At 64.4% G+C, this 26,787-nt stretch carries 27 protein-coding genes; 12 read left to right on the top strand and 15 right to left on the bottom strand.

From position 1 onward, the window contains the following. Positions 1 to 43: 43 nt before the first annotated feature. The gene (gene hemP, locus AC2FLM_RS14770) at positions 44 to 211 is read left to right on the top strand and encodes a hemin uptake protein HemP (protein ID WP_234140056.1); all 168 of its coding nucleotides are present in this window, start codon (positions 44 to 46) and stop codon (positions 209 to 211) included. Continuing rightward, a complete protein-coding gene (locus tag AC2FLM_RS14765; RefSeq protein ID WP_496858924.1) occupies positions 208 to 651 on the top strand; it encodes a hypothetical protein in 444 nt (147 codons plus the stop codon). The genes hemP and AC2FLM_RS14765 overlap by 4 nt, the downstream gene beginning before the upstream one ends. A 4-nt stretch (positions 652 to 655) precedes the next feature. On the opposite strand, the gene AC2FLM_RS14760 is transcribed toward AC2FLM_RS14765, so the two are convergent. The 8 genes from AC2FLM_RS14760 to AC2FLM_RS14725 all read right to left on the bottom strand — a co-directional run bounded on the left by AC2FLM_RS14760 (position 656) and on the right by AC2FLM_RS14725 (position 11,652). Further along, positions 656 to 3,712 (bottom strand): aminotransferase class III-fold pyridoxal phosphate-dependent enzyme, encoded by a 3,057-nt coding sequence (locus AC2FLM_RS14760; RefSeq protein WP_496858922.1) that lies wholly within the window; start codon positions 3,710 to 3,712, stop codon positions 656 to 658. Positions 3,713 to 3,826: 114 nt separating this feature from the next. Beyond that, entirely contained in the window at positions 3,827 to 4,699 is an 873-nt protein-coding gene (locus AC2FLM_RS14755) for an NAD(P)-dependent oxidoreductase (RefSeq protein ID WP_496858920.1), read from the bottom strand. Positions 4,700 to 4,794: 95 nt separating this feature from the next. After that, positions 4,795 to 5,184 (bottom strand): Cu(I)-responsive transcriptional regulator, encoded by a 390-nt coding sequence (gene cueR, locus AC2FLM_RS14750; protein ID WP_234143077.1) that lies wholly within the window; start codon positions 5,182 to 5,184, stop codon positions 4,795 to 4,797. A gap of 10 nt (positions 5,185 to 5,194) precedes the next feature. Then, positions 5,195 to 7,681, bottom strand: coding sequence for a heavy metal translocating P-type ATPase (locus tag AC2FLM_RS14745; protein WP_496858918.1), 2,487 nt, complete (start codon positions 7,679 to 7,681; stop codon positions 5,195 to 5,197). An 80-nt stretch (positions 7,682 to 7,761) separates the two neighbouring features. After that, entirely contained in the window at positions 7,762 to 8,517 is a 756-nt protein-coding gene (locus tag AC2FLM_RS14740) for an SDR family NAD(P)-dependent oxidoreductase (RefSeq protein ID WP_496858916.1), read from the bottom strand. After that, positions 8,514 to 9,440 (bottom strand): SDR family oxidoreductase, encoded by a 927-nt coding sequence (locus AC2FLM_RS14735; RefSeq protein WP_496858914.1) that lies wholly within the window; start codon positions 9,438 to 9,440, stop codon positions 8,514 to 8,516. The genes AC2FLM_RS14740 and AC2FLM_RS14735 overlap by 4 nt, the downstream gene beginning before the upstream one ends. Continuing rightward, on the bottom strand, positions 9,437 to 10,339 hold the full coding sequence (locus AC2FLM_RS14730; protein WP_496858912.1) for a bile acid:sodium symporter family protein: 903 nt from the start codon (positions 10,337 to 10,339) through the stop codon (positions 9,437 to 9,439). Before AC2FLM_RS14730 ends, AC2FLM_RS14735 begins: the two co-directional genes overlap by 4 nt. Then, positions 10,336 to 11,652, bottom strand: coding sequence for a flavin-containing monooxygenase (locus AC2FLM_RS14725; RefSeq protein ID WP_496858910.1), 1,317 nt, complete (start codon positions 11,650 to 11,652; stop codon positions 10,336 to 10,338). The genes AC2FLM_RS14730 and AC2FLM_RS14725 overlap by 4 nt, the downstream gene beginning before the upstream one ends. A 115-nt stretch (positions 11,653 to 11,767) precedes the next feature. Here AC2FLM_RS14725 and AC2FLM_RS14720 point away from each other — a divergent pair, with 115 nt between their 5' ends. Then, on the top strand, positions 11,768 to 12,382 hold the full coding sequence (locus AC2FLM_RS14720) for a TetR/AcrR family transcriptional regulator (protein ID WP_496803380.1): 615 nt from the start codon (positions 11,768 to 11,770) through the stop codon (positions 12,380 to 12,382). Between the two features lie 66 nt (positions 12,383 to 12,448). Here the strand turns inward: AC2FLM_RS14720 and AC2FLM_RS14715 are convergent, their stop codons facing one another. Both AC2FLM_RS14715 and AC2FLM_RS14710 read right to left on the bottom strand, forming a co-directional pair. Further along, on the bottom strand, positions 12,449 to 13,897 hold the full coding sequence (locus tag AC2FLM_RS14715) for a sulfatase family protein (protein WP_496858907.1): 1,449 nt from the start codon (positions 13,895 to 13,897) through the stop codon (positions 12,449 to 12,451). Between the two features lie 18 nt (positions 13,898 to 13,915). Continuing rightward, on the bottom strand, positions 13,916 to 15,478 hold the full coding sequence (locus AC2FLM_RS14710) for an AMP-binding protein (protein ID WP_496858905.1): 1,563 nt from the start codon (positions 15,476 to 15,478) through the stop codon (positions 13,916 to 13,918). Between the two features lie 325 nt (positions 15,479 to 15,803). Between AC2FLM_RS14710 and rpsA the strand changes: the two genes are divergently transcribed. Then, positions 15,804 to 17,480: a 30S ribosomal protein S1 gene (gene rpsA / locus AC2FLM_RS14705; RefSeq protein ID WP_234143086.1), complete on the top strand. Its 1,677-nt coding sequence runs from the start codon at positions 15,804 to 15,806 to the stop codon at positions 17,478 to 17,480. An 85-nt stretch (positions 17,481 to 17,565) separates the two neighbouring features. Here the strand turns inward: rpsA and AC2FLM_RS14700 are convergent, their stop codons facing one another. Then, on the bottom strand, positions 17,566 to 18,486 hold the full coding sequence (locus AC2FLM_RS14700; protein ID WP_496858903.1) for a glutaminase: 921 nt from the start codon (positions 18,484 to 18,486) through the stop codon (positions 17,566 to 17,568). Between the two features lie 351 nt (positions 18,487 to 18,837). On the opposite strand from AC2FLM_RS14700, the gene ihfB reads away from it, so the two are divergent. From ihfB to AC2FLM_RS14660, 8 genes are all read left to right on the top strand, one after another. Next, positions 18,838 to 19,122, top strand: a complete 285-nt coding sequence (ihfB, locus tag AC2FLM_RS14695; protein WP_011046553.1) for an integration host factor subunit beta — start codon at positions 18,838 to 18,840, stop codon at positions 19,120 to 19,122. 6 nt (positions 19,123 to 19,128) lie between these two features. Then, entirely contained in the window at positions 19,129 to 19,482 is a 354-nt protein-coding gene (locus AC2FLM_RS14690; protein WP_234143598.1) for a lipopolysaccharide assembly protein LapA domain-containing protein, read from the top strand. Between the two features lie 8 nt (positions 19,483 to 19,490). After that, the gene (locus AC2FLM_RS14685) at positions 19,491 to 20,141 is read left to right on the top strand and encodes a phosphoribosylanthranilate isomerase (protein ID WP_234140041.1); all 651 of its coding nucleotides are present in this window, start codon (positions 19,491 to 19,493) and stop codon (positions 20,139 to 20,141) included. Between the two features lie 35 nt (positions 20,142 to 20,176). Next, positions 20,177 to 20,437: an N-(5'-phosphoribosyl)anthranilate isomerase gene (locus tag AC2FLM_RS14680; protein WP_234221570.1), complete on the top strand. Its 261-nt coding sequence runs from the start codon at positions 20,177 to 20,179 to the stop codon at positions 20,435 to 20,437. A 105-nt stretch (positions 20,438 to 20,542) separates the two neighbouring features. Next, the gene (gene trpB / locus AC2FLM_RS14675; protein WP_234221569.1) at positions 20,543 to 21,793 is read left to right on the top strand and encodes a tryptophan synthase subunit beta; all 1,251 of its coding nucleotides are present in this window, start codon (positions 20,543 to 20,545) and stop codon (positions 21,791 to 21,793) included. Positions 21,794 to 22,081: 288 nt separating this feature from the next. Beyond that, positions 22,082 to 22,543, top strand: a complete 462-nt coding sequence (locus AC2FLM_RS14670) for a hypothetical protein (protein ID WP_496858900.1) — start codon at positions 22,082 to 22,084, stop codon at positions 22,541 to 22,543. A gap of 92 nt (positions 22,544 to 22,635) precedes the next feature. Then, entirely contained in the window at positions 22,636 to 23,112 is a 477-nt protein-coding gene (locus tag AC2FLM_RS14665) for a hypothetical protein (RefSeq protein ID WP_234221567.1), read from the top strand. Positions 23,113 to 23,148: 36 nt separating this feature from the next. Further along, positions 23,149 to 23,676, top strand: a complete 528-nt coding sequence (locus tag AC2FLM_RS14660) for a helix-turn-helix transcriptional regulator (RefSeq protein WP_496858897.1) — start codon at positions 23,149 to 23,151, stop codon at positions 23,674 to 23,676. Here the strand turns inward: AC2FLM_RS14660 and AC2FLM_RS14655 are convergent. The 4 genes from AC2FLM_RS14655 to AC2FLM_RS14640 form a co-directional block, all read right to left on the bottom strand. Then, on the bottom strand, positions 23,655 to 24,032 hold the full coding sequence (locus tag AC2FLM_RS14655) for a DUF2237 family protein (protein ID WP_234140035.1): 378 nt from the start codon (positions 24,030 to 24,032) through the stop codon (positions 23,655 to 23,657). The genes AC2FLM_RS14660 and AC2FLM_RS14655 overlap by 22 nt on opposite strands. A 9-nt stretch (positions 24,033 to 24,041) precedes the next feature. After that, positions 24,042 to 25,205 carry a serine hydrolase domain-containing protein gene (locus AC2FLM_RS14650; RefSeq protein WP_496858895.1) on the bottom strand — a complete coding sequence of 388 codons (1,164 nt, stop codon included), beginning with the start codon at positions 25,203 to 25,205 and terminating at the stop codon, positions 24,042 to 24,044. A 78-nt stretch (positions 25,206 to 25,283) separates the two neighbouring features. Next, positions 25,284 to 25,979 carry an aminoacyl-tRNA hydrolase gene (gene pth, locus AC2FLM_RS14645; RefSeq protein WP_496858893.1) on the bottom strand — a complete coding sequence of 232 codons (696 nt, stop codon included), beginning with the start codon at positions 25,977 to 25,979 and terminating at the stop codon, positions 25,284 to 25,286. A 141-nt stretch (positions 25,980 to 26,120) separates the two neighbouring features. Continuing rightward, positions 26,121 to 26,756 carry a 50S ribosomal protein L25/general stress protein Ctc gene (locus AC2FLM_RS14640; protein WP_234177955.1) on the bottom strand — a complete coding sequence of 212 codons (636 nt, stop codon included), beginning with the start codon at positions 26,754 to 26,756 and terminating at the stop codon, positions 26,121 to 26,123. Positions 26,757 to 26,787 lie beyond the last annotated feature (31 nt).

Genomic DNA, 26,787 nt, shown 5'->3' with positions numbered 1-26,787 from the left:
AGCGATCAACAGCGACCCCATTTGCCGATACGGAGACAATGACATGACGATCCACAGCGCCACCCCCACCGCCGATCCTGCGTTCCAGATCCTGCCCTCGCACAAGGCCGAGGACCTGACCAAGGGAGGCAATCTTGCCCATATCCGGCTGGGCGACCAGCTCTATACCCTGCGCATCACCCGCGCGGGCAAGCTGATCCTGACCAAATGAGCGCGGCGGCACATCGCGGCGGTGCTGCTGTCGGGCATCTGGCCGATCTTTCCGCACTCGAGGCCTCGGCGGTGCATTGCCTGCGTTTGTGGAGCGATGCGGTGGAGGGCCGCGCGGCGTTGCCCGAGGGGCGCTCTGCCGAGCTGTTGCGGCAGATCTGCGGGCTATGCGCGTCTTATGGGCGGCGTCCGTTGATGCGGCATGGTCTGGGGTGCGCCTGTCTGGGGGCGGACGAGGCCTGTTTTGCGCATATGGTGGCCGCCGCCGCCACCGGCGCGCGCGAGGATGCGCTGATGCTGGCCGCGCTCATCGTCCGGCCCGATCTGGCTCCTGCGCTGGTGGCGCTGAGCGAACAGCTGGGACTGGCGCTGCACCGTCGCCCGATGGTCACGACGGCGCAGAGTCGCACGTTAGAGAGCCGGGCAGGGCGTTTGCACTAGCCTGCTAGCAGCATCCGCAGCCCGCGTGATGGTGATCGTGATCGCAGACCGGGGCAGGCGCCCAATCGCCGACCTCGGTCAGCACCGTGCGCAGCGCCCACAGAATCATGTCCACATCCTCGGCCTCGATGGTCAGGGGCGGGCGGATCTTCAGGATATTGTCCTTGGGCCCTTCGCTGCCGATCAGGATGCGGTGGTCGCGCATCCGGTTCTTGACGTATCGGCAGATCTCGGTCCCCTCGGACCCGTCGGGGTTGATCAGCTCGACCCCCAGGAACAGCCCCATGCCCCGCACATCGCCGACACAGCCGAATTCGCCCTCAAGCGCGCGCAACCCGTTCATCAGCCGCGCGCCCATCAGGCGCGCGTTCTCCTGCAAGCCCTCGTCATCGACGATATCCAGCACCTCCTTGCCGATCCGGCAGGACAGGGTGGAGCCGCCAAAGGTCGAAAAGAACTCGATCCCGTTGTTGAAACTGTCGGCAATCTCGCGCGTGGTCACCAGAACCCCCAGCGGATGGCCATTGCCGATGGGCTTGCCCATCACCACGATATCGGGCTCGGCGCCCTGGTGCTCAAAGCCGAAATAGTAGTCGCCCAGCCGCCCCAGCCCGGTCTGCACCTCGTCGGCGATACACACCCCGCCCGCCGCGCGGATCTTGTCATAGACCGCTGCCAGATAGCCCTTGGGTGGAATGATCTGGCCGCCGACGCTGGGAAAGGTCTCGGCGATGAAACCGGCCACGCCATGGCCCTTGTCTTGCAACCGCGCGATGGCGGGATCGACAAGATCGGCGAATTTCCGGGCGCGCTCCGCATCGTCGCGCTTGAAACGGCCGCGATAGTCGTCGGCGACCTCGACCAGTTCGACCCAATCGGCCTGACCCACGCCGCCCGGCTTGTTGAACTTGTAGGCCGAGATGGCGATCGCGCCGGTGGTATTGCCGTGATACCCGTGATCGGGCGTCACCATGCCGATGTTGCCCGTATGCGCCCGTGCCAGGCGCAGCGCCAGCTCGTTCGCCTCGGTGCCGGAGTTGACAAAGAAACAGACCTCGAACCGCTCGGGCAGTTTCGACAACACCTTTTCGGCGAACGCCAGTTGCGCCGGATGCAGGTAGCGGGTGTTCGAATTCATCCGCTTCAGCTGATCCGCCGCCACCGCCTGAATACGCGGATGCGCGTGCCCCACATGCGGGACGTTGTTATAGGCGTCCAGATAGGGGCGGCCCCATTCGTCGAACAGGTGATGTTTCCAGCCGCGCACCAGCATCACCGGATCGTCATAGGTAAGGCTCAGGTTGCCGCCGAAATGCGCCCGCCGCCCGGCCCGCACGGCGGCCTTGTCGGTGGGGTGATAGAACACCTTGTCATCGGGCAGGTTCAGCAGCGCCGCCGGGTTCGGGCAGACTGCGTGCCACAGATCCATCTCGTCCGGGTCGCCGACACCGGGCCAGTCGGCCTCCATGCCTTGCGTCGTCAGCGCCAGCTGGAAATGCACATGCGGCGCCCAGCCGCCGTTCTGACTTGCATCGCCCAGCCGTGCAAATCCAGCGCCCTGCGCCACCGGATCACCCGGTTTCAGCCGGTCGCAGACCTCGGGGTCGAGATGCCCGTAGAGTGTATAGAAGGCATCGCCCTGCGGCGTTTCGTGATGCAGGATCACCACGCCGCCATAATCCAGATGCCCGGTCCGGTTCTCGACCACCTCGACCCACCCGCTGAGCGGTGCGTGCAGGATCGTACCGGCAGGGGCAAACACATCCACCGCCAGATGCACGGTGCGCCGGTCGCTGGCCTTCCACGGCCCCTTGCGGAATCCCGGCTCGGCATAGATCAGGCGTGGTTCGTTGTAATAGCCCAGCCACAGGCCGGTGCCGAATTCCTCGCCCACGCGCGCGGCCTCTTCCAGCGGCATGTGGAACGGGTTCTGCGGCCAGGTCGAGTTTTCGACCGACAGCGAACCCATCGGCGCCTCGCTCAGATCGGTTCCGAACATCTGCGCGAAACGGCCCCGGTGCGCGTCCAGATAGGCCTGTACCCGCTCGGCCCCATCGGTCACCGGCAAGCCGCAGGCCACCCGCAGCCGCGCCGCCATCAGCCCGCCATTGACCGAGGCGTTTTCCAGGAACCGCCAGGCCGGGGCCTGGCTGATCGTCACATAGGGGTCGTCCGGGTTTTCCGCCGCCATCAGGGTCGAGTTCACCACCGAAACCGCCAGCCGCATCCGGAGCAAGGGCCAGATCAGGTCGACTTCCTCCGCGCTCAGCCGGTTGGCGGCGTGATAGCCGCGCACCAGCGCCGCCAAGGCGCGCTCGGGCTTTGGATGGTCCAGCACCACATAGGCCCCGGCAATCGCCAGGTCGCAGACACGCGGCGCGGCGCACATGTCGCCCAGGTCGATCAGGCCCGAGACCTTGCGGGTCTCACCCAGCCTGCCCTCGACCAGGATGTTGTAATCGTTGACATCATTGTGGATCGCCTGAACCGGCAGGGCTGCGAGTCGGTCGTGCACCCCGGAAAACTCGGCTGCAATCTCCGACAGCATCACCCGCCGCACCGGATCGGTAATGGCGTCCAGATGCCGGCCGATCCAGCCCGCCTGCACCAGGTTCCATTTGAAATCGCGCGCCAGCCCGTCATGCGCGAACCCCTCCAGCGCCCGGTCGGTGGCGCCCAGCACCCGGCCCAGCTTCAGGATCAGCTCTTCGGAATGCGGCGAGGCTCGCGCGTAACAACGCCCCGGCAGGCGCTCAAGGAGCCAGACCCGGCGCGGCGCGCCCGCCTCATCCGGGATCTCGGGCAGCATCGCGCCATCGAGCGCGGCAAACACCTTGGGAAAGGGCAGGCCCGGCGCCACCTCGGCGATGTGATCCAGCGCCGCCACCTGCATCTCGACCAGCTCCGCCTCGCATTCGGGCCGCATCACCTTCAGAACATAGTCCCGTCCGTTCCGGGCCCGGGCCAGAAAGTTCAGGTCATATTCGCCATCGAGCGGTTCCAGCTCCGCCTCGATCCCCCAATGCACCCGCAGGGCCTCTGCCCAGAACTCCGTCAGCACCGCCGCTCTCCCATCACATTCCTGCCGAGGCGGCCGTTGCCCCCCGGTTCTTCATTTCGCCAAAAATACTCCGGGGGAGTCCCCGCAGGGGACGGGGGCAGCGCCCCCTTTCCCTCAGTCCAGCTTGCGCAGGCGCGCCAGCAGGCTCGATGTGTCCCAGCGCCCGCCGCCCATCTTCTGTACATCCTTGTAGAACTGGTCGACCAGCGCGGTGACCGGCAGGCTGGCGCCGGTCTCGTCGGCGGTGTCCAGGCAGATGCCCAGATCCTTGCGCATCCAGTCGACCGCGAACCCGTGGGTCCAATGGTCGTCCAGCATGGTCTCGTAACGGTTGGCCATCTGCCAGCTGCCGGCGGCACCCTGGCTGATCACCTCGACCACCGCGCGCCCGTCCAGCCCTGCCTTCTCGGCAAAATGCAGAGATTCGGCGAGGCCCTGTACCAGGCCCGCGATGGCGATCTGGTTGCACATCTTGGTAACCTGCCCGGCACCGCTCTCGCCGATGCGGCGGCAGATCCGGGCATAGGCGGCGATCACCGGTTCGGCGCGGTCATACTCGGCCCGATCGCCGCCGCACATGACCGACAGCACCCCGTTTTCGGCCCCCGCCTGTCCGCCCGAGACCGGTGCGTCGACAAAGCCCACGCCGCCATCCTTGGCCGCGGCGTAGAGCTCTCGGGTGACCTTGGCCGACACCGTCGTGTGATCGACAAAGACGCTGCCCGCCGCCATGCCCGCCAACGCGCCATCCGGCCCGGTGCAGACACTGCGCAGGTCGTCATCATTGCCGACGCACGCCATGACGAATTCGGCACCTTCGGCGGCCGCGCGCGGCGTTGTGGCCATCGCGCCGCCGTGCTGGGCCACCCATTTCTCGGCCTTGGCGGCGCTGCGGTTATAGACGGTGACATCGTGGCCCGCGGATTTCAGGTGCCCCGCCATCGGATAGCCCATCACGCCGAGGCCAAGGAATGCTACTTTTGCCATGTCCGGATCCTCTCTCGTTGTCCGGCGGCGCGTCTCCCCCGGCTTGTTCCCGACAGAGACAAAGCAAAGCTTGTGGCAAAGGGCAAGCCCGCGCGTCAGTCGGTCCCGCCCAGATCGCGCAGGATCGGGCAATCGGGCCGGTTGTCGCCCGCGCAGGCATCGACCAGTTCAGTGAGCGTGTCGCGCATGGCGATCAGGTCGGTGATCTTGGTCTCGATCCGGGCCAGATGATCGCGGGCCACCTGTTTGACATCGGCGCTGGCGCGGCTCTGATCCTCGTAGAGCGCCAGCAGGGTGCGGCAATCCTCGATGGTGAACCCCAGCGCCCGGGCGCGGCCCAGAAAGGTCAGCTTGTGCAGGTCCTGTTCGCGAAACCGGCGATAGCCGTTCAGATCGCGCTGGGGCGTGATCAGGCCGATATCCTCGTAATAGCGGATGGTCTTGGCGGGCAGGCCGGTGCGGTTGGCGACATCTCCGATATTCATGCCGGTCTCCTCATTCGGCCGGGGCAGGGGCCGCAGCCGGGGTCTGGGTCGCCGCCTGCCGCGCGGCAGGCAACGCCGCCCGCACCCGCCGCAGGCGCAGGGCGTTGGAGACGACAAAGACGCTCGACAAGGCCATCGCGCCCGCCGCCAGCACCGGCGACAGCATCGGCCCGCCAAACGGATAGAGCACGCCCGCCGCCACCGGGATCAGCAGCACGTTATAGCCAAAGGCCCAGCCCAGGTTCTGGCGGATGTTGCGCATGGTGGCGCGGCTCACCTCCAGCGCGTTGGCCACGCCGCGCAGATCGCCCGACATCAGTACCACATCGGCGGCCTCGATGGCCACATCGGTGCCGGTGCCGACCGCGATGCCGATATCTGCATGGGCCAGGGCGGGGGCGTCGTTGATGCCATCACCGACAAAGGCCAGCGCGCCATGATCCGCCCGCAGCGTATCCAGCGCCGCAACCTTGCCCTCGGGCATCACCTCGGCGGTGACCGCGTCGATGCCCAGTTTCGCCGCCAGCGCCTGTGCCGTGCGGGTGTTATCGCCGGTGATCATGGCCACGCTCAACCCCATCTGATGGAACCGCTCGATGGCCTCGACCGTGCCGGGTTTCACCGGGTCCGAGACCGCCAGCACCGCCACCGCACGGCCACCGACCGAGGCATAAAGCGGCGTCTTGCCATCGGCGGCCCAGCCCGCCCCGATTTCGGCCAGCGAGCCCAGGTCGATACCTTCGCGGGCGAACAGCCGGTCGGCGCCGACCAGCACGTCCTGGCCCTCGACCTTGGCGCGGGCACCCAGCCCGGTCAGGCTCTGGAACCCGTCCACCGCAGGCACGTCGCCCTTGGCCGCGCGGGCAATGGCCGAGGCAATCGGGTGTTCCGACTGCGCCTCGACGGCTGCCGCCAGCCGCAATACGCCATCACGGTCAAACCCTTCGGCGGGGCTCAGATCGGTCAGTTCCGGCCGCCCCAGCGTCAGCGTGCCGGTCTTGTCGAAGGCAATCACCTTCGCCTCTTGCAGCCGTTGCAGCGCGTCGCCCTTGCGGAACAGCACGCCCAGTTCGGCGGCCCGGCCCGTTCCCACCATGATCGAGGTCGGTGTGGCCAGTCCCATGGCGCAGGGGCAGGCGATGATCAGCACCGCAACACCTGCGACGAGGGCGTGGGCCAGAGCGGGCGAGGGGCCGAAGATCAGCCAGACCAGCACCGTCAGCGCCGCGACCCCCATCACGATGGGCACGAACCACAGGGTGATCCGGTCGACCACCGACTGGATCGGCAGCTTGGCGCCTTGTGCCTGTTCCACCATGCGGATGATCTGGGCCAGCACCGTGTCGGCGCCCACCTTTTCAGCGCGCGCGCGCAGGGCGCCGGCCCCGTTTACGGTGCCGCCCACCAGCGTGTCGCCGGCGGATTTGGTCACCGGAACCGGCTCGCCGGTGATCATGCTTTCGTCAACATGGCTCTGGCCGTCCAGTACCAGCGCATCCGCCGGAATACGCTCTCCGGGGCGGATGACCAGCGTGTCGCCAGGTTGGATGTCGGCGATGGCCACCTCTACCGCTTGTCCCTTGCGTTCGATACGCGCATGGCGGGGTTGCAGCCCCACCAGCGCCTCGATGGCGGCACCAGTGCGCCCGCGCGCCCGCGCCTCGAGCCAGCGGCCCAGCAGGATCAGCGCCACGATGACGGCGGCGGCCTCGTAATAGACATTGGCGGTGCCGTTGGGCAGCAGGCCGGGGGCAAAGGTCGCGACCAGAGAAAACCCATAGGCGGCCCCGGTCCCCAATGCGACCAGAGCATTCATGTCGGGGGCGCCGCGCATCAGGGCCGGGAAACCCTTGGCATAGAACACCCGACCGGGGCCAAGCAGCAATACCGTGGTCAGCGCGAACTGGACCAGATAACTGGCCTGCTGGCCGATGGTCGCCAGGATCCAGTGGTGTAGGGCGGGGATCATGTGCCCGCCCATTTCGATCAGGAAAACGGGCAGCGCCAGCAGGATGGCCAGCAGGGTCTGGCGTTTGAGCACCGCAGCCTCGTCCGAGGGCTCCTCGCCCTCGTCCTCGGCGCCCCCTGCGAGGCGGGCAGCATAGCCCGCGGCGGTCGATACCGCCGCCAGCGCAACCGGATCGGTGCTGCCGGTGACATAGCTGACCCGCGCGGTGCGGGTGGCCAGATTTACCTGTGCCTCGACGACGCCCGGTGCGGCGCTCAGCGCCCGTTCCACCCGGCCCACACAAGAGGCGCAACTGAGCCCTTCGACATCCAGCGTGGTTTCCGACACCTCGGCCGGATAACCCGCATCAGCCGCCGCTTGGGTCAGCGCGGCGACCGGGCCGTCATGGTGGACCTGCGCTGTCTTGGTGGCGAAGTTGACCGAAGCCCCGGCAACCCCCGGAACCGCCTGCAAGGCGCGCTCCACCCGGCCCACGCATCCCGCGCAGCTCATGCCCGTGATCTTCAGCGATGTGGTTTGTGCTGACATGCGACTCGTCCTTGTCCTCTGATCACCCCTCAGATGGGGCTTCCAGTCACGGGAAGGTCAAGAGGGGGGCGGGAAAATTCTCAGCCGCGTCCGATTTTACTTTCCATCAGCCGTTGATAGAGGCCCGGCGACAGCCGATTGATCCACCAGGCCAGTCGCGCCACCCGGCCCACCGGGATCATGTCGCGACCCCGGTCGAGGCCGCGCAGGATGGTCGCCGCCGCCGCCTCGGGCGTCATGTAATCCATCCCGTCCGTGGCCGAGCCGGGCCGGGCGATACCATCGGGCTGTGCCTGCGGGTTGCCCAGATTGGTCGCCACAAACGACGGTGCCGCGATTTGCACCGCCACCCCATGCGCGCGCTCCTCGGATCGCAACGATTTGAAAAACCCCTCCAGCGCGTGTTTGGACGCGGCATAAGAGGTGCGGCTGTAGAGCGGCGCGAACCCCGCCACAGAAGAGATTGCCAGATGGGTGCCGCGTGACTGCCGCACCGGGTCGATCATAATGCGGGCCATGTTTACGGCGGCGAAATAGTTGATCTCGAACACCCGGCGGTGACTGGCCTCGTCACTATCGGCAAACAGGCCGATCTGGGTGATGCCGGCATTATAGATGACCAGGTCCACCCCGCGTCCCCCGACCGCCGCAGTACAGGCGGCGGCCAGTTGACCGGGATCGGTCAGGTCGCATTGAATGACGCGCTGGGTCTCGCCGGGCTCGATGGTCGAGATATCGCGGTCGAGCAGTGTCACATGCCAGCCGCGCGCTTGCAGCGCATCCGACAGCGCCCGGCCCAGCCCGCCTGCGCCGCCCGAGATCACCGCCCGCTTCAAAGACCCGCCTCGCGCCGCCAGAGGTCGAAGACCTCGGCACTCGTCAGCTCAGGGCTATAGCCGAACACCCGCTTCAGCGCGTCATTGGCCAGCACCGGGCGGTATTGCAGGAACCGCACCTGTTCGGGTCCATAGCGCGACAGCCCCAATGGCCGCGCCACCGCCAGCGCCGCCTTCAGCGCCTGCGCGGGCAGACGGAGCACCGGCTTGCCCAGGACGCGTGCAAGGTCGCTGACCCCCATCACCCCGTCGCCCGCCACGTTGTAGATACCCGCAGGCCCTTCGCCCGCTGCCCGCGCCAGAATACGGGCCAGATCGCGGGTCCAGATAAAGACAAACGGGCTTTCCGATCCGCGCACCGCCAGCAGGCGGGGTTTGTGAAAGAGGGCGGTGATCTGGTTCTCGGTGCCTGCGCCCAAAACCGTTCCCACCCGCAGCACCACCTGTTCCAGTTGCGGCGCGGTCTGGCGTGCCTCGGCCAGCATCTCTTCGACCTGGCGTTTGTGATCGGCATAGGCGAACTCGGGATTGCCGCGCAGCGGGTCGCTTTCGCGCAGCGGCACCGGGTTGTCGGCGTGATAGCCATAGGCAGCGCCCGAGGAGGTGACCACCAACCGCCGCACTCCATGCGCCAGACAGGCGTCCAGCAACGCCCGCGTGCCGCCGACGTCGACGCGATGGGCAACCTCGCGCGCCACACCGGGTGACACGATAGAGGCGAGGTGAATGACCACATCCGGCCGCACCTTGGCAATGACCCGGTCAGGGTCATCGCCCGTCACATCCATCTTGAAATAGGTCATGCCCTCGGGCAGCGGATCGGGCCGCGCAAGATCGGTGGCAAAGACCTGCTGGCCGGACAGTTCGGCCAACAACGCCTGCCCCACCATGCCCGCCGCACCGGTAATCAGGATGCGGTTCATCGGGCCGCCTCGGTTCGCGCCATCAGCATCGCCAGACCGAGGCCCGAGATTGCATGCCAGATCCCCCAGAACGCTGCCGCGACCGCCATGCCGCCCAGCCCGTTGAAGAACGCAAAGATCAGCACAAGCCCGAGGCCCGAGTTCTGGATACCGGTTTCGATCGTCACCGCGCGCCGGTCGTAAGGGGACAGCCGGGTCAGAGTGGCCACAACCCAGCCGCCCCCCAGAGCCAGGCCATTGTGAAGGATCACAAGCCCGGCGACAGCTCCGGCAAAACTCAGGAAGTACCCCCAATTTGCAGCCAGAGCGAGTATGATGAACGCGATGAAAATCCCCATCGACAAGAGTTGCAGCGGCCGCCGCAGCCGCGCTGTCAGGGCAGGGCGGCGCATGTTCAACGTCACGCCCAGGATCAGTGGCAGGATCAGCATCAACCCGACCGTGACGGCGATCTGCACGGGGTCGATACGGGTCTCTTGCAGGATGGCGCGGGTGGGGGGATACAGGCTTCCCCACAGCGCGATATTCGCGGGTGTCATGATAATGGCCCCCACGGTGGCAAAGGCAGTCATCGACACCGACAGCGCCGCGTTGCCGCCCGCCCGATGGGTGATGAAGTTCGAGATATTGCCGCCCGGACAGGCCGCCACCAGAATGAGGCCCAGCGCAATCGACGGGTGCGGCGCGGTCAGCCAGACCAGCGCAAAGGTCAGCACCGGCAGCAGCACGAATTGCGAGAAGAGCCCCACCAGCACGGGTTTCGGTCCGTGCGACAGGCGGCGGAAATCTTCGACCGTCAGGTCGATGGCGATAGAGAACATCACGACCGCCAGGATCGCGTTCAGCAGCGTCAGCGAAGCGGGCGAGAAATTCAGCAGGATATCGTCGATGCCGGTCATGCTCGCGCATCCTTCAGCCGCTTGATCCATCCGGTCACCGCGCCGCGATAGGTGGCCTTGTCCACGTAATAGGCCATGCGCGCCAGCTTGAGGTAGTTCATGCCGCCGGTCGCCCGTTCAAAGCCTGCCGATTTCGCGGCCTTTAGTTCCTCGGCGGCCTTGTTTCCCGCGCGCAGCCCGGTGATGTAACGCGCCACCATCTCGGCCTGCTCATGCCGGCCCTGCCAGCCCAGACCGCTGGCCTCGATCATCCCCAGCACAAAGAGGTCGTCGCGCTCGGGGTGCAGGGCGTTCAGGTAAAGATGCGGCGCATCGCCCTGCCAGTTCAGGAGGCTGCGGTCGATGAATGGATAAAACAGCTTGTAGCCGGTGGCGGCGAGGATCATGTCATACTCCTCGCTCGAACCATCGGTAAAGATCACCCGGCTTCCGTCAAGACGGTCGATATCGGGACGGATGCGCAAATCGCCATGGCCCGCGTGATAGAGGACCAGCGAATTGACCACCGGATGGCTTTCGTAAAGCTGGTAGTCGGGCTTGGGAAACCCGTATTTCTGCGGATCGCCCACGAACCATTTCAGGATCATCCCGTCGACCCGCCGTTTCAGCCACATCGGCAGCTTGATCATGCCGCCCAGCGTATCGGCCGGTTTGCCAAAGACGTATTTCGGTACAAAATAATATCCGCGCCGCATCGACAGGTCGCACATCACCCCGTGATGGATCGCGTCCACCGCGATATCGCAGCCGGAATTGCCCGCCCCCACGATCAGCACCCGCTTGCCATCGAATTGCGAGGGGTGGCGGTAGGCCGAGGAATGGATCAGGTCGCCGTCAAATGTTCCCTTGAACTCCGGCATGTTGGGTTCGGATAATGTGCCATTGGCGATCATCACCCCGGCATAGGTTTCCGCATGCTCTCCCTCTGCGTCGCGCCATGTGACACGCCATCCGTCACCCGGTCCACCCAGCGGCTCACACCGCAGCACCTCGGCCCCGAAGCGGTAATGCTCGCGCAGCCCGAAATGGTCGGCGAAGGCGTTGAAGTACCGCTTCAGCTCTCGGTGCGAGGGGTATTCGGCGACCGCGTCCTCCATCGGGAAGTCGGTGAATTCGGTCATCCGCTTGGAGGAGATCAGATGCGCGCTGTCGTACATGGTCGAGCGGGGGCCATCGATATCCCACAGCCCACCCACATCCGAATGCAGCTCGAACCCGTCAAAGGCGATGCCCTGCTCCAGCATCACCTTGGCCATGGCCAAGCCCATCGGACCTGCCCCGATCAGGGCAAATCTGTCGCGCGTTTCGGTCATCTGCGTCCTCCCGTCGTTCTTAAGTTGAACGACTGTTCAAAATAAGGCAAGATAATTTGCAAGGGAGATGTTTGTTTTGGAAAAACAACGGCAAAGGGCGCCATCGGCGCGGTCCTTGCAGACACGGGCCCGTATTCTGGATGCGGCGGAGCAACTCTTTGCTGCGCGCGGATTCGAGGGCGCGTCGATTCGCGATATCGCCAAGGCGGCAGGGGTGCAGGGGGGGCTGGTGGCGCATCACGGCGGCAGCAAGGAAGAGCTGTTTCGGCTTGTGGTCGCGCGCCGTGCCGGTGCGTTGTCGCGCATCCGTGTCGAGGCACTCGAGGGCGCGCGTGCGCAAGGGCCCCTTGATCTGGCGACCATCCTTGATTGTTTTATCCGGCCCTATGTGACGCTGGCCCGGGAGGGCGGGCCGCATTGGGTCGCCTATGGAAGGCTGCTGGCGCATGTCTCTGCCGATCCACGTTGGAGCACGCTGGCCGCAGAGTGTTTCGACCCTACCGCGCAGCAGTTCATCGACGAGATCGCGGCGCTCTACCCCGGGGCCGTACCGGGGCGGGCGGCAATGGGGCAGATCTATGCGGTCTCGGCGATGCTGGCCCATGTGTATTCAGCCTGGCGCCTGGATACGCTCAGCCCCGGCGCGGGGGAGGCCGACACCGATCGGCTGATCGCCTTCGCCACGGCCGGTATTCACGCGGTCATGACAGAGAGGGTGCCGGAAAAATGAAATTTTTCCGGGCCGTTTTCCGGCGCGGAAAACGGTCGCCTGCCGCAAGCGCGCATCAATACGATGTCAGAGCGCGCTGCCTTCTTGCGGTGTGGGGGTGTGGTTGAAAACATAAGAATTGCGGCAGGCCTCTTCCCCGCCCAGTTCCGCGATCCGCCGCCGTTGGTCGGCAAAGGCGCGGTCATTTACAGCTTCCGGGTCGCATATCAGGCGCAGGCGATGCTCTCCCTCGAGCAATGCGGCCCGGATCTCGGGATCATCCAACGCGTGTTTGGCAAGGTCCGCCAGTTCCTGCGGGTCGCGATCCAGATCGAAAAGCTGAGGGGCTTCGCCGACGTAGTGCACGTATTTCCAGCGCCCCCAGCGCAGCATGAACGTGCCTGTGCGGGAGCCGCCGTCGTGATACTCGCTGAACCCGGCCCGCTTGGGATCATCTGGCGCGGCGGCGATACTGCGCAGTGACACTCCGGGCAGGTCCGCGCGCGCCGCTAACCCGCACACCTCGCGCGCGGTCGCGGCGATATCGGTGAGGCTGGTGCAGGTCGACACTCGGTGCACGGCGGGGATGCCCGGGCCGGCGGCAATCATCGGCACACCGGCGCTGGCCTCGTACATAACCTGTTTGGTCCAGAAACCCTGGTCCCCCATCATGTCGCCATGGTCGGAAACATAGAGGATCACGGTGTTTTCGGCCTGTCCGCTGGCCTCGAGCGCGGCCAGTACCCAGCCCACGCAATCATCCATGAAGGAGGTGAGGCCAAAATAGGCGGCCTTGGCGGCGCGCATCTTCTGTTCGTCGAAATAGGCGTCATAATTGAAGAACCCGCCGATGTTGCGCAATTCGGCATGATCCGGCAGGCCCAACCCATAGCCCACGGGCAGGTCCATGTCGTCTGGATCGTAGAACGTGGACCATTCCTCGGGACAGGTCAGCGGGTAATGCGGGCTGACCAGCGATACGAAGGCGGCCCAGGGCCGCTCTTGCCGGGCCGGGTCAGCCAGCCAGGTCTCGGCCGCGGCGGTGATGGCGCGGTCATATTCGGTATAGCTGCTGGAGCCGACACCGACATCGGCCGCCAGTTCGGCGGCGGCGTCATAGAGGGGCGGGTTTTTGCGCAGCAGACCCACGGCCCAACCCACACCACCCACCACGTGCATTGGCAGGATCTCCTGCGAAAACCCGTTGTCATCCTCGGACGAGCGGAAATGCAGCTTGCCGATGGAAACGACCTCGCGCCCGGCATCGCGCAGGTCATGCATCCAGCTGCGTGGCTGTCCGGCATAGGGGGTGGCGCTGTCCCAATGGCCGGTCCTGTGGATCCAGTTGCCGGTGGCCAGCGCCGCCCGGGTCGGCACGCACATGGGCGAAGGGGTATAGGCGGCATCGAACATGGTGCCGCGCGCGGCCAGCGCATCCAGGTTGGGTGTCTTGACGATGGGATGCCCTGCGCATCCCATCGCGTCCTTACGATGCTCGTCCGAGACGATCACCAGAAGATTGAGCGGCTCTGCCATGTCTGGTCGCCCCTTTCCTCAGGTTTGCCTGCCCTGCGCGTCCCGCAGCAGCCGACGCAGGATCTTGCCCGAGGCAGATTTCGGGATCTCGTCCACCACCTGCAACTGGCGCACCTGCTTGTAATGCGCCAGCCGGGTGTCGAGATACGCCTGCACCTCGGCCAGGCTTGGCCCGGCCTGACCGGCCGCCGCAACGACGAAGGCCAGCGGCACCTCGCCCGCCTCGTCATCGGGGGCGCCGATCACCGCCGCATCCGCGATGGCAGGGTGGGTCAGCAATGCCGCCTCGACCTCGGCCGGAGCGACCTGGAATCCCTTGTACTTGATCAGTTCCTTGAGCCGGTCGGTGATATAAAGGAATCCGTCCTCGTCGAAATGGGCGATGTCGCCGGTGCGCAACCAGCCGCCCTCGACGATGGTGGCGCGGGTGGCGGCCTCGTTGTTGAGATATCCCTTCATCACCTGTGGCCCCCGTACCCACAATTCGCCATCTTCACCCAGCGGCAGGTCGGCGCCGGTCTCGGGGTCGACGATGCGGCATTCGGTGTTCGATATCGCCACGCCCGAGGCGCCCGGCTTGCCCTCTCCACGTGGCGAGACATGACTGACTGGGCTGAGCTCGGTCATGCCATAACCCTGGTTCACCTTTGCACTGATGCGCCCCCCCAGCGCCTCGCCCACGTCACGGCCCAGCGGGGCGGCGGCGCAGAACACCTGTTCGACGCAGGACAGATCGTAATTGGCCACCACCGGATGCTTGGCCAGCGCAATGGCGACCGGTGGCACGATCCACAGCCGAGGTGTGCGGTAGCGCGACACGCAGTCAAGATATTGCTCCAGATCGAAGCGCGGCAGCGTCACCAGGCCGCCACCGCCGGTCAGGTAAATGTTCATCAGCACCTGCAAGCCGTAGATGTGGAAGAATGGCAAAAAGGCGGTGGTCATCTCGCCGGGACGCAAATCGGCGGGCAACAACGTCTGGTCGATATTCACCACCAGATTGCGATGCGTCAGCATCACCCCCTTGGGTAGCCCGGTGGTGCCCGAAGAATAGGGCAGGACCACCACATGCTCGGACACGTCGACCGGCACTTGTTGTTCAAGCGGTGTGCCCATCAGCTCGCCGAATGACAGCATGCCCTCTGGCGCCTCTCCGACCACAACGATCCGGTCGACACCAGTCCCCTCGATCGCGGCCCGCGCGGTGTCCAGAAACGCGGGTATCGTCACCAGAACCGTGGCCCCGGCATCGTTCAGCTGATGATGCACTTCGGGCGCTGTATAGGTGGGGTTGATCGTGGTGATGGTGCCGCCGGCCCAGGCGACGCCGTGAAATGCGATGCAGTATTCGGGAAGGTTCGGCAGCATCAGTCCGACGCAAGTGCCCGCACCCATCCCGCGCGCGGTCAGCCCCCCGGCCAGGGCCTTGACCGCGTGGATGAACTGAGCGCCGCTATAGCTGCGCCCGCTGGGTCCATCGATCAGGATGGTCATCTTTGGGTCGATCCCCTCGAACACCCGTTCGGTGACGGTCTTGTCGCTCAGGGCGACGTCCTCGAATCTGCTCTTGACAATGGTCATCTGAAATTCTCCCCCTAAAGCCGGGCGCTGCCCGGTCAGGCCATGCTAGAGGCAGGCCCGTTATTTCCAAAGGAATAACACGGGGTGCCCGGCAAACGATCTTGCGCTTCGGTGCCGAACCCCCTATAGAGCGCACGTCGATAAGGCGATTTGAGCCATAAAAGAATGAGACGGGCAGGGTCGGGAGTATCCGGCCCTCTTTGTTTTGTGGTGACAAGACCGGATCGTCTGACCAATCCGTGCCGCCCCGGCGGACATCAAACAAGACCGGCGGAGACAACCGCTCGGCCAGCGAAAACCGAACTGAAAAGGAAAACAACGCCGCATGGCTAACGCATCCATGGAGGAATTCGAAGCCCTCCTTAACGAAAGCTTCGAAATGGACACCCCCGAAGAGGGTTCGGTTGTCAAAGGCAAGGTCATCGCGATCGAAGCGGGCCAGGCCATCATCGATGTCGGCTACAAGATGGAAGGCCGCGTCGAGCTGAAAGAATTCGCAAATCCCGGCGAGGCCCCTGAGATTGCCGTTGGCGACGAGGTCGAAGTCTACCTGCGCGCCGCCGAGAACGCCCGTGGCGAAGCTGTCATCTCGCGCGAGATGGCCCGCCGCGAAGAGGCCTGGGACCGTCTGGAAAAAGCCTATGCCGACGACCAGCGCGTCGAAGGCGCGATCTTTGGTCGTGTCAAGGGTGGCTTTACCGTCGATCTGGGCGGTGCCGTGGCCTTCCTGCCCGGCTCGCAGGTCGATGTGCGCCCCGTGCGCGATGCCGGCCCGCTGATGGGTCTGAAACAGCCCTTCCAGATCCTGAAAATGGACCGTCGCCGTGGCAACATCGTCGTGTCGCGTCGCGCCATCCTGGAAGAAAGCCGCGCCGAACAGCGCGCCGAAGTCATCGGCAACCTGACCGAAGGTCAGACCGTCGACGGCGTGGTCAAGAACATCACCGAATACGGTGCGTTCGTTGACCTGGGCGGTGTGGACGGCCTGCTGCACGTCACCGACATGGCATGGCGTCGCGTCAACCACCCCAACGAGATCCTGAACATCGGCGAGACCGTCAAGGTCCAGGTGATCAAGATCAACAAGGACACCCACCGTATCAGCCTGGGCATGAAGCAGCTCCAGGAAGATCCGTGGGATCTGGTCGGTGCCAAGTATCCGCTGGAATCGGTGCATACCGGCCGCGTGACCAACATCACCGACTACGGCGCATTCGTCGAGCTGGAGCCGGGCGTCGAAGGCCTGGTGCACGTCTCGGAAATGTCCTGGACCAAGAAGAACGTCCACCCCGGCAAGATCGTTTCGACCAGCCAGGAAGTGGAAGTCATGGTTCTGGAGATCGACAGCGCCAAGCGTCGCGTGTCGCTGGGCCTGAAACAGACCATGCGCAACCCGTGGGAAGTCTTTGCCGAGACCCATCCCGAAGGCACCGTGGTCGAGGGCGAGGTCAAGAACATCACCGAATTCGGTCTGTTCATCGGCCTTCCGGGCGACATCGACGGTATGGTTCACCTGTCCGACCTGTCCTGGGACGAGCGCGGCGAAGACGCGATCCAGAACTATCGCAAGGGTGACGTGGTCAAGGCCGTCGTCTCCGAAGTCGATATCGACAAGGAACGCATCTCGCTGTCGATCAAATCGGTGGGCGGCGACAAGTTCGCCGAGGCCGTGGGCGGCGTGAAGCGTGGCTCGGTCATCACCGTGAACGTCACCGCGATCGAGGATGGCGGCATCGAGGTGGAATACGAAGGCATGAAATCCTTCATCCGCCGTTCGGACCTGTCGCGCGACCGTGCCGAACAGCGCCCCGAGCGCTTCTCGGTCGGTGACAAGGTCGATGTCCGCGTCACCAACGTCGACAGCAAGACCCGTCGTCTGGGCCTGTCGATCAAGGCACGCGAGATTGCCGAAGAGAAAGAGGCCGTGGAACAGTACGGCTCGTCCGACTCGGGTGCATCGCTGGGCGATATCCTGGGCGCGGCGCTGAAGGGCGACAACTAAGTCCCTTGCCGGCCTACAGACAACAAAGAGCCCCGCAGGAGCGATCCTGCGGGGCTTTTCCGTTCTGACAGTGGCCTGATGTGCTCTATCCGAAAATCGACCAGCCCGTTGCCCGCGCCAACTGTTCGACCGCCAGCGTGCCAAGAGCGGAATTGCCATGTGGGTTCAGCCCGGGTGACCAGACCGCGATCGAGGCGCGACCGGGCGCAATGACCAGAATGCCGCCGCCAACACCGCTCTTGCCGGGCAGGCCGACGCGATAGGCGAAGTCGCCAGACCCGTCATAGTGGCCACAGGTCAGCATCAGTGCGTTGATCCGGCGCACGCTGTGGCGCGAGATCAGTGAGGGTGCGGCCGGCCCCCCGACAAGGAACCGGCCGGCCAGGGCAAGCTGGCGCGCAGTCATTTCTATCGCGCATTGGTGGAAGTAGGTGCCGCAGGTCAGGTCCGGGCTGTTGACGAAGTTGCCATGCGCAGCAAGGAAATGCGCCAGGGCCATGTTGCGGTGGCCATGATCGGTTTCAGAGCGCGCCACGGACTCGTCGATATGGATGTTCTCGTCATCCGCGGCAGCCCGCACGAAGCGCAGGATCTCGCCCAGAACCTCTCGGGGTTGATGGCCGGCAAGAATGGCGTCGGTAACCACCAGCGCCCCCGCGTTGATGAAGGGGTTGCGGGGTATGCCACCCTCGTGTTCGAGTTGCAAAATGGAATTGAAGGGCAGCCCGGACGGTTCCCGACCGACCCGCTTCCAAAGCCTGTCTCCCAGTCGACCGAGGGCCAGCGCCAGGGTGAAGACCTTGGAAACCGACTGGATGGAGAACGGCGTATCCGCATGTCCCGCGGCAAAACAGCGGCCGTCGGCCAGGGCCAGCGCGATGCCGAACTGGTCAGGGTCAACCGAGGCAAGTTCGGGGATGTAATCGGCGACACGGCCCTTGTCGGCGGTGGCGAGCATCCCTGCCGCGATCCCCTCGAGAAGGGTGGTATAGTTCAAATCGTCCATGTCTCCTCGCGCGTGGTCGCAAAGGCTCATACCTCTATCCTTACCTGCTGGCAAAACCGAACTTCCTGCTGTGACCTGGTTGAACGGGCCGGCCTATCGCTGGCGCGGAGCGTTCCGAATCAAGAGGCTTTGCATACGCAGCAATTGATCTTGGTGAGGCTCCGGCAAGGGGTCTCGTCCGGGAATCCGGGCCCATCGCCCTGCTGAATGACGGGTTTGTTGACGGTTATTTGCGGGCAAATGGCGAAATATGGCTTGGCCGCAATCGGTAACCTGTTTCCGCAGAAGGGTTTTCTGCCTATAGTCCCTGTCATAAGAATGACGACCTTTGGCGTTGGGAGGGCCAGGCGCATGATCCGTTCGGAACTGATCCAGAAGATTGCCGATGAAAACCCGCACCTCTACCAGCGGGATGTCGAGCGGATCGTGAACACCGTTTTTGAGGAAGTCACCGACGCCATGGCACGCGGCGACCGGGTGGAACTGCGCGGTTTCGGCGCTTTCTCGGTCAAGAAGCGGGACGCGCGCATTGGTCGCAATCCCAGAACCGGCGATACGGTCCATGTAGAGGAAAAGCACGTGCCGTTCTTCAAGACCGGCAAGCTGCTGAGGGATCGCCTGAACGGAAAAGCCTGACCCATGATGCGCTATATTCGCTACGCCTTTCTTGCAACGCTCGGGATCATACTTGTCTCGGTGTCGCTGGCCAATCGCCAGATGGTGACGCTGAGCCTGCTGCCCGAAGACCTGGCCCATCTGCTGGGCGTCAACTTTTCGCTGACACTGCCTTTGTTCCTGGTGGTTCTGGGCGGGATCGCGTCAGGCGTGGTGATCGGATTTGTCTGGGAGTGGCTGCGCGAGCACAAGCATCGCCGCACGGCGGATGTTAAGCACCGCGAGGTGCGTAAGCTCGAGCGCGAAGTCAAGTCGCTCAAGAAGAAGCAGAACGAGGGCAAGGACGAGGTCCTGGCGATTCTCGACGATGCCGCTGCCTGATCGCTGAAATGGTCGACGACATTCGCGTCAAGATTTGCGGGCTGACCGATCCAGAACAGCTGCGCGTCGCCGTTGAGGCGGGTGCGCGATACGTCGGCTTCGTGTTCTTTGCGAAATCACCCCGGCACCTGACGGTGGACCGAGCGGTTGAACTGGCGGTGTCGGTCCCGGTTGGGGTGGCCAAGGTGGCATTGGTGGTGAATCCAACCGATGCGGACCTGGATGCCATCACTGCCGCCGTTCCGCTCGACATGCTTCAGCTTCACGGCAAGGAAAGTCCCGCGCGCGTGACCGAGGTGAAGGCACGCTATGGTCTGCCAGTCATGAAGGCGATCGGGGTGGCCGAGGCAGCCGATCTGGCGCAGATCGACCTCTATTCCGATGTGGCCGACCAGTTGCTGATAGACGCCAAGCCGCCGTCAGGTGCGGACCTGCCCGGTGGCAACGGGCTGGCCTTTGACTGGCGGCTGCTGGCGGGGCGGAAGTATTGGCGCAAGCCCTGGATGCTGGCAGGCGGGTTGACGCCTGACAATGTAGGCGAGGCGATCCGTCTGACCGGGGCGCGGCAGGTCGATGTCTCGTCGGGCGTCGAATCCGCGCCGGGGGTCAAGGATGCCGGGCTGATCCGAGGTTTTCTTGCGGCTGCGCGGGCGCAGTAACCCACTCTTTACCGGGTCTTGCGCAATATGGCGCTATGAATGTCGCCCTCCCACCCCAGAGCCCTGAGCAATGGTTCGATCATTTGTTTACCGCCAAATCCGCCCGTTCCGGCGGTGTGGTGCGCCGCAAGGTACGGGACATGGAGCGGATGGTGGGGCGGGAGGTCTTCCTGGCAGAGATCCGGCGCCGTGGCTTTGCCGCGGTCGAAAATGCCGGGCAGGTGATCGTGTTCTGCAACGCCGAACCTGTCCGCCTGATCACGGCACGGGCACAAACTTTCTCTGAAAGTTTGTGATCAAATCCTGAACAGGATTTGATGTCAGACTTTCGCGAAAGTCTGACCGCTTTACCTTTCACCGTTGTACCGCTAGTGCTGGACCGCGATACTAGGGAGCACGCCATGGCCAACGACCTTTTCAATTCCTTCATGTCCGGGCCTGACGAACAGGGCCGTTTCGGAATCTTCGGGGGGCGCTTTGTCAGCGAGACGTTGATGCCGCTGATCCTGTCGCTGGAAGAGGAATATGAGAAGGCCAAGATAGACCCGAGCTTCTGGGCGGAAATGAACGATCTGTGGGCGAACTATGTGGGCCGCCCTTCGCCACTCTATTTCGCCGAGCGGCTGACCGAACATCTGGGCGGCGCCAAGGTCTATATGAAGCGCGACGAGCTGAACCATACCGGCGCGCACAAGATCAACAATGTGCTGGGCCAGATCATTCTTGCGCGCCGCATGGGCAAGACCCGCATCATCGCCGAGACCGGCGCCGGGCAGCACGGGGTGGCGACCGCGACGGTCTGCGCCAAGTTCGGCCTGAAATGCGTGGTCTACATGGGGGCTCATGATGTGCGCCGCCAGGCACCCAATGTTTTCCGCATGCGCCTGTTGGGGGCCGAGGTTATCCCGGTCACCTCGGGACGCGGCACGCTCAAGGACGCGATGAACGACGCGCTGCGCGACTGGGTGACCAATGTGCGCGACACCTTCTACTGTATCGGTACGGTGGCGGGGCCGCATCCCTATCCGGCGATGGTGCGCGATTTCCAGTCAATCATCGGCAAGGAAGCCAAGGAACAGATGATGAAGGCAGAGGGCCGTCTGCCCGATACCATCATCGCCGCCATCGGTGGCGGCTCCAACGCCATGGGTCTGTTCTACCCCTTCCTCGACGACAAATCGGTCAACATCATCGGGGTCGAGGCCGGTGGCAAGGGCGTCAACGAGAAGATGGAACATTGCGCCTCGCTGACCGGTGGCCGCCCCGGCGTGCTGCATGGCAACCGCACCTATCTGCTTCAGGACGACGACGGCCAGATCCTCGAAGGCTATTCGATCTCGGCGGGGCTCGATTATCCCGGCATCGGCCCGGAACACTCCTGGTTGCACGAGGTCGGGCGCGCCAAATATGTCTCGATCACCGACAAGGAGGCGCTGGAGGCGTTCCAGCTCTGCTGCGCGACCGAGGGGATCATCCCGGCGCTCGAACCCAGTCACGCGCTGGCCCACGTGATGAAGATCGCGCCGGACCTGCCCAAGGATCACATCATCTGCATGAACATGTGTGGCCGGGGTGACAAAGACATCTTTACGGTGGCCAAGTTCCTGGGTTTTGACATGTCCGATACCGAAGGGCGTGACGCAGAGGACTGAGTCGCCTGTTCCGGGTTGCGCCGGCTCAAGGGTTCAGACCCATTCGGAATAAACCAAAGGTGGATGACAGCGGCTCTCGAGGCCGCTGTTCTGCTTTCCGGGATGAGGTGGCTTTCGAGCGAATTGCCCGCAACATTCTGAAAACAAGGTTAAACCTTTGTTTATTCGCCACTGCTCACATTCTTGTCGTCCTTCTAAACCACAGATCAATTCCCCCCATCGCACCAGTCGTAAAGCCTGAACTCGCCGTTTGGTTTTGACGGTGCGCATTTGCGATGGAGGTATGAAATGCGAAAGACAGTGACATCCAGGGTTGCGGTTGCGGCCGGAGCAATTCTTGTCGGCGGACTGGTCGGGTTTGCCGAGGCCAGCGTGGTGCAGACCGACCTGAGTGCACCGGATTCGGCGAGCAATTCCGATACGGTTGCGCAGACCGAGGCCGGGAGCTTCGTGGTTGCAAGTCGCGAGGATAACGGGCGTGGCCGCGGTCGCGGACGCGGCGGAGATGATGGCGCGGACCATGATGCGGGTGACGACCACGGCGGTCGCGGACGCGGCGGAGATGATGGCGCGGACCATGATGCGGGCGACGACCATGGCGGTCGCGGGCGCGGCGGAGATGATGGCGCGGACCATGATGCGGGCGACGACCATGGCGGTCGCGGGCACGGCGGGGATGATGGCCCCGACCACGATGCGGGCGACGATCATGGCGGCCATGGCGATGATGGCCCGGGAGATGACGATTGAACGACCGGGGGTTGCCTTGATCCCGCGAAGCGGCAAACCTGCCGTGACTCCTGCCCTGATCAGGGCAGGAGTCTTGTTGATCAGGTAGGCAAATGGATCGCAGAAGCTTCATCACCTCCGGACTGGCACTGATGTGCTGGGGCGGCGCCCTCTGGGCTCAAACCACGACGGATACGATCACCCGACAGCTCAGGGCGCAGGGGTATACGTCAGTCGAGGTAAGCCGGACCCTGCTGGGTCGTGCGCGGATCGTTGCGAGACGCCCCGGCGAACAGCGCGAAATCATTGTCAATCCACGGACTGGCGAGATCTTGAGGGACTATTGGCAAGGCAACCGGGTTTCCACTGGCGGCGGCTTGCTCGATCGGTCGCCCGACACCGAGACCGAGACCGAGGCCGACGACGGTGGCGGCCGGGGGCGCGGTCGGGGCCGGGGCCGAGGAGGCGAGGATTCGAGTTCGGACAGCGGATCAGATGGGGATGACGGCGGCGACGATGGTGGTGACAACAGCGGCCACGGCGGAGGCGACGATGGCGGCAGCGGTTCGGGTGGCGATGGTGACGATTGATCTGCTCCGGATCGGTATTGCCGGGTCTGCGCCCGCATGAGGGGCGTTGCGATCCTGTTGGCGATTGCCGTTGTGCAGACGGTGTGCGCCGTTTTCTTCGTGTCCGATATCTTGTTGACCGTGATCGGCCTGCGTACCACGCCGATCAGTTGGCAGACCCGGGAACTGTTGGAGATCGGCGCGGCAATCGGTTTGCTGCTAGGCGGGGTCCTTGGTTGGCTTGCCCTGAGCCGGACCTGGCGCCGAGCGCACAGGGCTGAGGCCAGGCTGCGTGCCGCATCCGGAGCATTCATGGAGTTGCTGGACGAACGGTTCGAGGAATGGGGTTTGACGGCGGCCGAACGGGACGTCGCCCTGTTTGCGATCAAGGGGTGCAGCCTTCAGGAAATCGCGGCGCTGCGCAACACCTCCGAAGGGACGGTCAAGGCGCAAACCAACGCGATCTATCGCAAGGCGGGCGTATCCGGGCGTCCCCAATTGCTGGGCCTCTTCATCGAAGACCTGATGACCGGTGAGCTGATGCCGGAACAGGCGGGCAAGGATCAGTCGCGCCGGATGGCGTGACGCTCCAGCACCTCCAGCGGGACGATTTCCAGCGCGCGCCTGTGGGTCGCCTCCAGGTGCACCTGCGGGCCACACCCCTCGTCGGCGGCCTGCATGAAACGCGCCGCACACAGGCACCAGCGGTCGCCGGGCTTCAGCCCGGCAAAGCCGAACTCGGGCCGAGGGGTGCTGAGGTCATTGCCGACATATTTGGAATAGGCGAGGAATTCGGCCGTCATCACGGCACATACCGTGTGGCTGCCCTGATCCTGCGCGCAGGTGTTGCAATGCCCGTCGCGAAAGAAGCCGGTGACGGGATCGGTCGAACAGGGCGCCAGCGCTCCACCCAGAACATTGAGACTCGGGTCGGGTGTCATGATCCGATCCTAAAGGCTTTGCGCGATCTTGCGGAACATTTCGATATTGGCCTCGTTCACGCCATCGCCGCGAAAGCCGCGATCGGCGCCGGTGGTGACGATCACCACGCCGCGCGGCTGGTCGAAATAGATGTATTGGCCATAGACGCCGCGCGCCAGGAATTCGCCCGGACCAGCACCAACCGGGATCCACCATTGATAGCCATAGCCGATCTTGCCGGGCGCGGTCGGGGCGCTGGCGGCGGTCGAGGCGGCGATCCAGTCCGCCGGCAGAACCTGTTTGCCGCCATAGCTACCATTCTCAAGGATCATCTGGCCGAACCGGGCATAGTCCCGGGTGGTGAAATTGAGCCCACCCAGCACAAAGGCCACGCCCGCGCCATCGGTGATGTAGTAGCCGTCACGCTCCAACCCCAGCGGCGCGATTATCTTTTCGGTCAACAGGTCGGTGACGCTGCGCCCCGTTGCACCCCGGATCACCATGCCGATCACATGGGTGTCGATCGAGACATATTGCCAGGTCTCGCCGGGCGCAGCGAAACTGTCGGTGAAGCTCGCCGAGAAATCGTCCAGCGTGCCGCCAAGTGCCACCACCCGGCCCATGCGGTTGATATCGGAATTCTTGTCGAAATAGTCCTCGTCGAAGGTGACGCCGCTGGCCATGTTCAGCACGTTGCGAATGCTGGCCGGTTCATAGGCGCTGCCCTTGAGCTGGGGCGCGTATTTGACAACCGGATCGTCGATCGAGGCGATCGCGCCCTCCTCCAGCAGGACACCGAACAGTGCCGAAAGGTAACTCTTGGCTACCGACCACGAGATGCGGCGATCGTCGGGTCCGGTGCCGAGATAATACTCCTCGAACCGGATCTGGCCGTCCTTTATGACAAGAAGAGAAGTGACCGCCCTTTCCTCGACCCAGTCTGCGCCGCCGGTGGGCAGCTCAAAGGCGGCGCCATGGGGCAGGTCCGAGGTGGGGCCATTGCCCCGGGCGACCGGGGCGGTCAGAAAGGCCGCGTCCATATGCGAGAAGTTGGAGACGATCTTTTCGGCGTTGAAGAGAGAGTTCACGGCGAGCAGCCGGTTGATCTCTTCCCATTTCCAGACGCCGATGACGCCTGCGGCCAGGATCAGGGCCAGCAGGACCCGGCCCAGCCATTTTCCGAATACGCGCATGTCACTCCTCCGATGGGACCACGCGGGAAGGGTCGCAAGGCTTGGGACGCCACGCAACTGCTACGTGGCGGCAGCGGGTTATTTGAACCGGTCGACCAGCTTTTGCAGCGCGCTGCGGTCGTCGGGCCGGGGCGCGGGCTCCGGGGCTGGCGCTGTCTTTTCGGGCGTTGCCGATGGCGGACGGGCTGTTCCGGTTGACGAACGCGGTGGCGCGGTGCGCAGGGCGACCGCGTTCATGAACCGCGCCCCGTCTCCGGCGGCCAGATGCGGCGCGCCGTCCGAGACACCACGCAGCACATTGTCCAGCCAGTCCTCGTCCGCGCGGGCGAAATCATGCAGCACATAGCCTGCCACCGCCTCTTTGCGGCCGGGATGCCCGATGCCCAGCCGCACCCGGTCATAGGCGGCGCCGATATGGTCGTGGATCGAGCGCAGGCCGTTATGGCCGGCATGTCCGCCGCCTGCTTTCACCTTGACCTTGCCGGGGGCAAGGTCAAGCTCGTCATGCAGGACAGTGATGTCAGTGCTGTCGAGCTTGTAGAACCGCATCGCCTCGCCCACCGACTGGCCCGAGCGGTTCATGAAGGTTTCGGGCTTGAGCAGCAGTACCTTTTCGCTGCCCAGCCGCCCCTCGGCGATCTGGCCCTGAAACTTGGCCCGCCACGGGCCAAAGCCGTGATCCTCGGCGATCCGGTCCAGCGCCATAAAGCCGATATTGTGCCGGTTGCGGGCGTATTTCGCGCCGGGGTTTCCCAGTCCGACGAACAATCGCATGTCGGGCCTCTTGCTTTGCCAGTTGCCGGTCCTTCTTGCCGCTTGCGGCTGCAAAAGGCCAGACGGCCCTCTGGGCCTGACTACAAAAAAAGGCGGGGCCAAACGCGGCCCCGCCTTCTGATGGGTTGACGGTCGCGAAGATTATTCTTCGGCGTCGCCTTCGGCCTCTTCGCCTTCGGCTTCTTCATCGTCCGACGAGGATGCTAGGCCCGACGGGGCCGAGATGTTGGCGATCACGAAGTCGCGGTCGATGGTCGGCTTGGCGCCGGCGGGCAGATTGACGCTGGAAATGGTCACGACGTCACCGATGTTCAGACCGGACAGGTCGACGGTGATGCTTTCGGGAATGTCGCCCGCGGTGACTTCCAGTTCCACCTCGGGGCGCACCACGGTCAGCACGCCGCCCTTTTTCAGGCCCGGTGCCGCCGCGTGGTTCACGAAGTCCACGTGGATGAACAGCTTGATCCGGCTGGTGCGGCGCAGGCGCATCAGGTCCAGGTGGGTCGGCAGGTCCTTGACCACATCACGCTGCACGTCGCGGCAGATCACGCGGACATCCTCGTGGCCTTCGACCTTGAGGTTGAACAGCGTCGACTTGAACCGGCCCGCCTTCAGCATCTTGAGCAGACGGTTGAACGGGATCTGGATCGGCAGCGGGTCGTTGTCGCCACCAAACACAATGCCCGGAACCATGCCGTCGCGGCGTGCCTGACGAGCGGCGCCCTTGCCTGTCCCCGTCCGTTCCAGAGCTACGAGATCAGGAATCTCACCAGCCATGATAATATCTCCAATGTTAGGGCGGGGCTCC

The sequence above is a fragment of the Ruegeria sp. SAZD011 genome (genome assembly GCF_059612545.1).
Note: the sequence above shows the minus strand (reverse complement) of the source record. Positions and strands in the feature narration are given on the sequence as shown.

Coding starts and splice junctions, on each gene's coding strand:
- hemP (WP_234140056.1), top strand. CDS start 44: ATGACGATCCACAGCGCCACCCCCACCGCCGATCCTGCGTTCCAGATC.
- AC2FLM_RS14765 (WP_496858924.1), top strand. CDS start 208: ATGAGCGCGGCGGCACATCGCGGCGGTGCTGCTGTCGGGCATCTGGCC.
- AC2FLM_RS14755 (WP_496858920.1), bottom strand. CDS start 4,699: ATGGCAAAAGTAGCATTCCTTGGCCTCGGCGTGATGGGCTATCCGATG.
- cueR (WP_234143077.1), bottom strand. CDS start 5,184: ATGAATATCGGAGATGTCGCCAACCGCACCGGCCTGCCCGCCAAGACC.
- AC2FLM_RS14745 (WP_496858918.1), bottom strand. CDS start 7,681: ATGTCAGCACAAACCACATCGCTGAAGATCACGGGCATGAGCTGCGCG.
- AC2FLM_RS14735 (WP_496858914.1), bottom strand. CDS start 9,440: ATGAACCGCATCCTGATTACCGGTGCGGCGGGCATGGTGGGGCAGGCG.
- AC2FLM_RS14730 (WP_496858912.1), bottom strand. CDS start 10,339: ATGACCGGCATCGACGATATCCTGCTGAATTTCTCGCCCGCTTCGCTG.
- AC2FLM_RS14725 (WP_496858910.1), bottom strand. CDS start 11,652: ATGACCGAAACGCGCGACAGATTTGCCCTGATCGGGGCAGGTCCGATG.
- AC2FLM_RS14715 (WP_496858907.1), bottom strand. CDS start 13,897: ATGGCAGAGCCGCTCAATCTTCTGGTGATCGTCTCGGACGAGCATCGT.
- AC2FLM_RS14710 (WP_496858905.1), bottom strand. CDS start 15,478: ATGACCATTGTCAAGAGCAGATTCGAGGACGTCGCCCTGAGCGACAAG.
- rpsA (WP_234143086.1), top strand. CDS start 15,804: ATGGCTAACGCATCCATGGAGGAATTCGAAGCCCTCCTTAACGAAAGC.
- AC2FLM_RS14700 (WP_496858903.1), bottom strand. CDS start 18,486: ATGGACGATTTGAACTATACCACCCTTCTCGAGGGGATCGCGGCAGGG.
- ihfB (WP_011046553.1), top strand. CDS start 18,838: ATGATCCGTTCGGAACTGATCCAGAAGATTGCCGATGAAAACCCGCAC.
- AC2FLM_RS14690 (WP_234143598.1), top strand. CDS start 19,129: ATGCGCTATATTCGCTACGCCTTTCTTGCAACGCTCGGGATCATACTT.
- AC2FLM_RS14685 (WP_234140041.1), top strand. CDS start 19,491: ATGGTCGACGACATTCGCGTCAAGATTTGCGGGCTGACCGATCCAGAA.
- AC2FLM_RS14680 (WP_234221570.1), top strand. CDS start 20,177: ATGAATGTCGCCCTCCCACCCCAGAGCCCTGAGCAATGGTTCGATCAT.
- trpB (WP_234221569.1), top strand. CDS start 20,543: ATGGCCAACGACCTTTTCAATTCCTTCATGTCCGGGCCTGACGAACAG.
- AC2FLM_RS14670 (WP_496858900.1), top strand. CDS start 22,082: ATGCGAAAGACAGTGACATCCAGGGTTGCGGTTGCGGCCGGAGCAATT.
- AC2FLM_RS14665 (WP_234221567.1), top strand. CDS start 22,636: ATGGATCGCAGAAGCTTCATCACCTCCGGACTGGCACTGATGTGCTGG.
- AC2FLM_RS14660 (WP_496858897.1), top strand. CDS start 23,149: ATGAGGGGCGTTGCGATCCTGTTGGCGATTGCCGTTGTGCAGACGGTG.
- AC2FLM_RS14655 (WP_234140035.1), bottom strand. CDS start 24,032: ATGACACCCGACCCGAGTCTCAATGTTCTGGGTGGAGCGCTGGCGCCC.
- AC2FLM_RS14650 (WP_496858895.1), bottom strand. CDS start 25,205: ATGCGCGTATTCGGAAAATGGCTGGGCCGGGTCCTGCTGGCCCTGATC.
- pth (WP_496858893.1), bottom strand. CDS start 25,979: ATGCGATTGTTCGTCGGACTGGGAAACCCCGGCGCGAAATACGCCCGC.
- AC2FLM_RS14640 (WP_234177955.1), bottom strand. CDS start 26,756: ATGGCTGGTGAGATTCCTGATCTCGTAGCTCTGGAACGGACGGGGACA.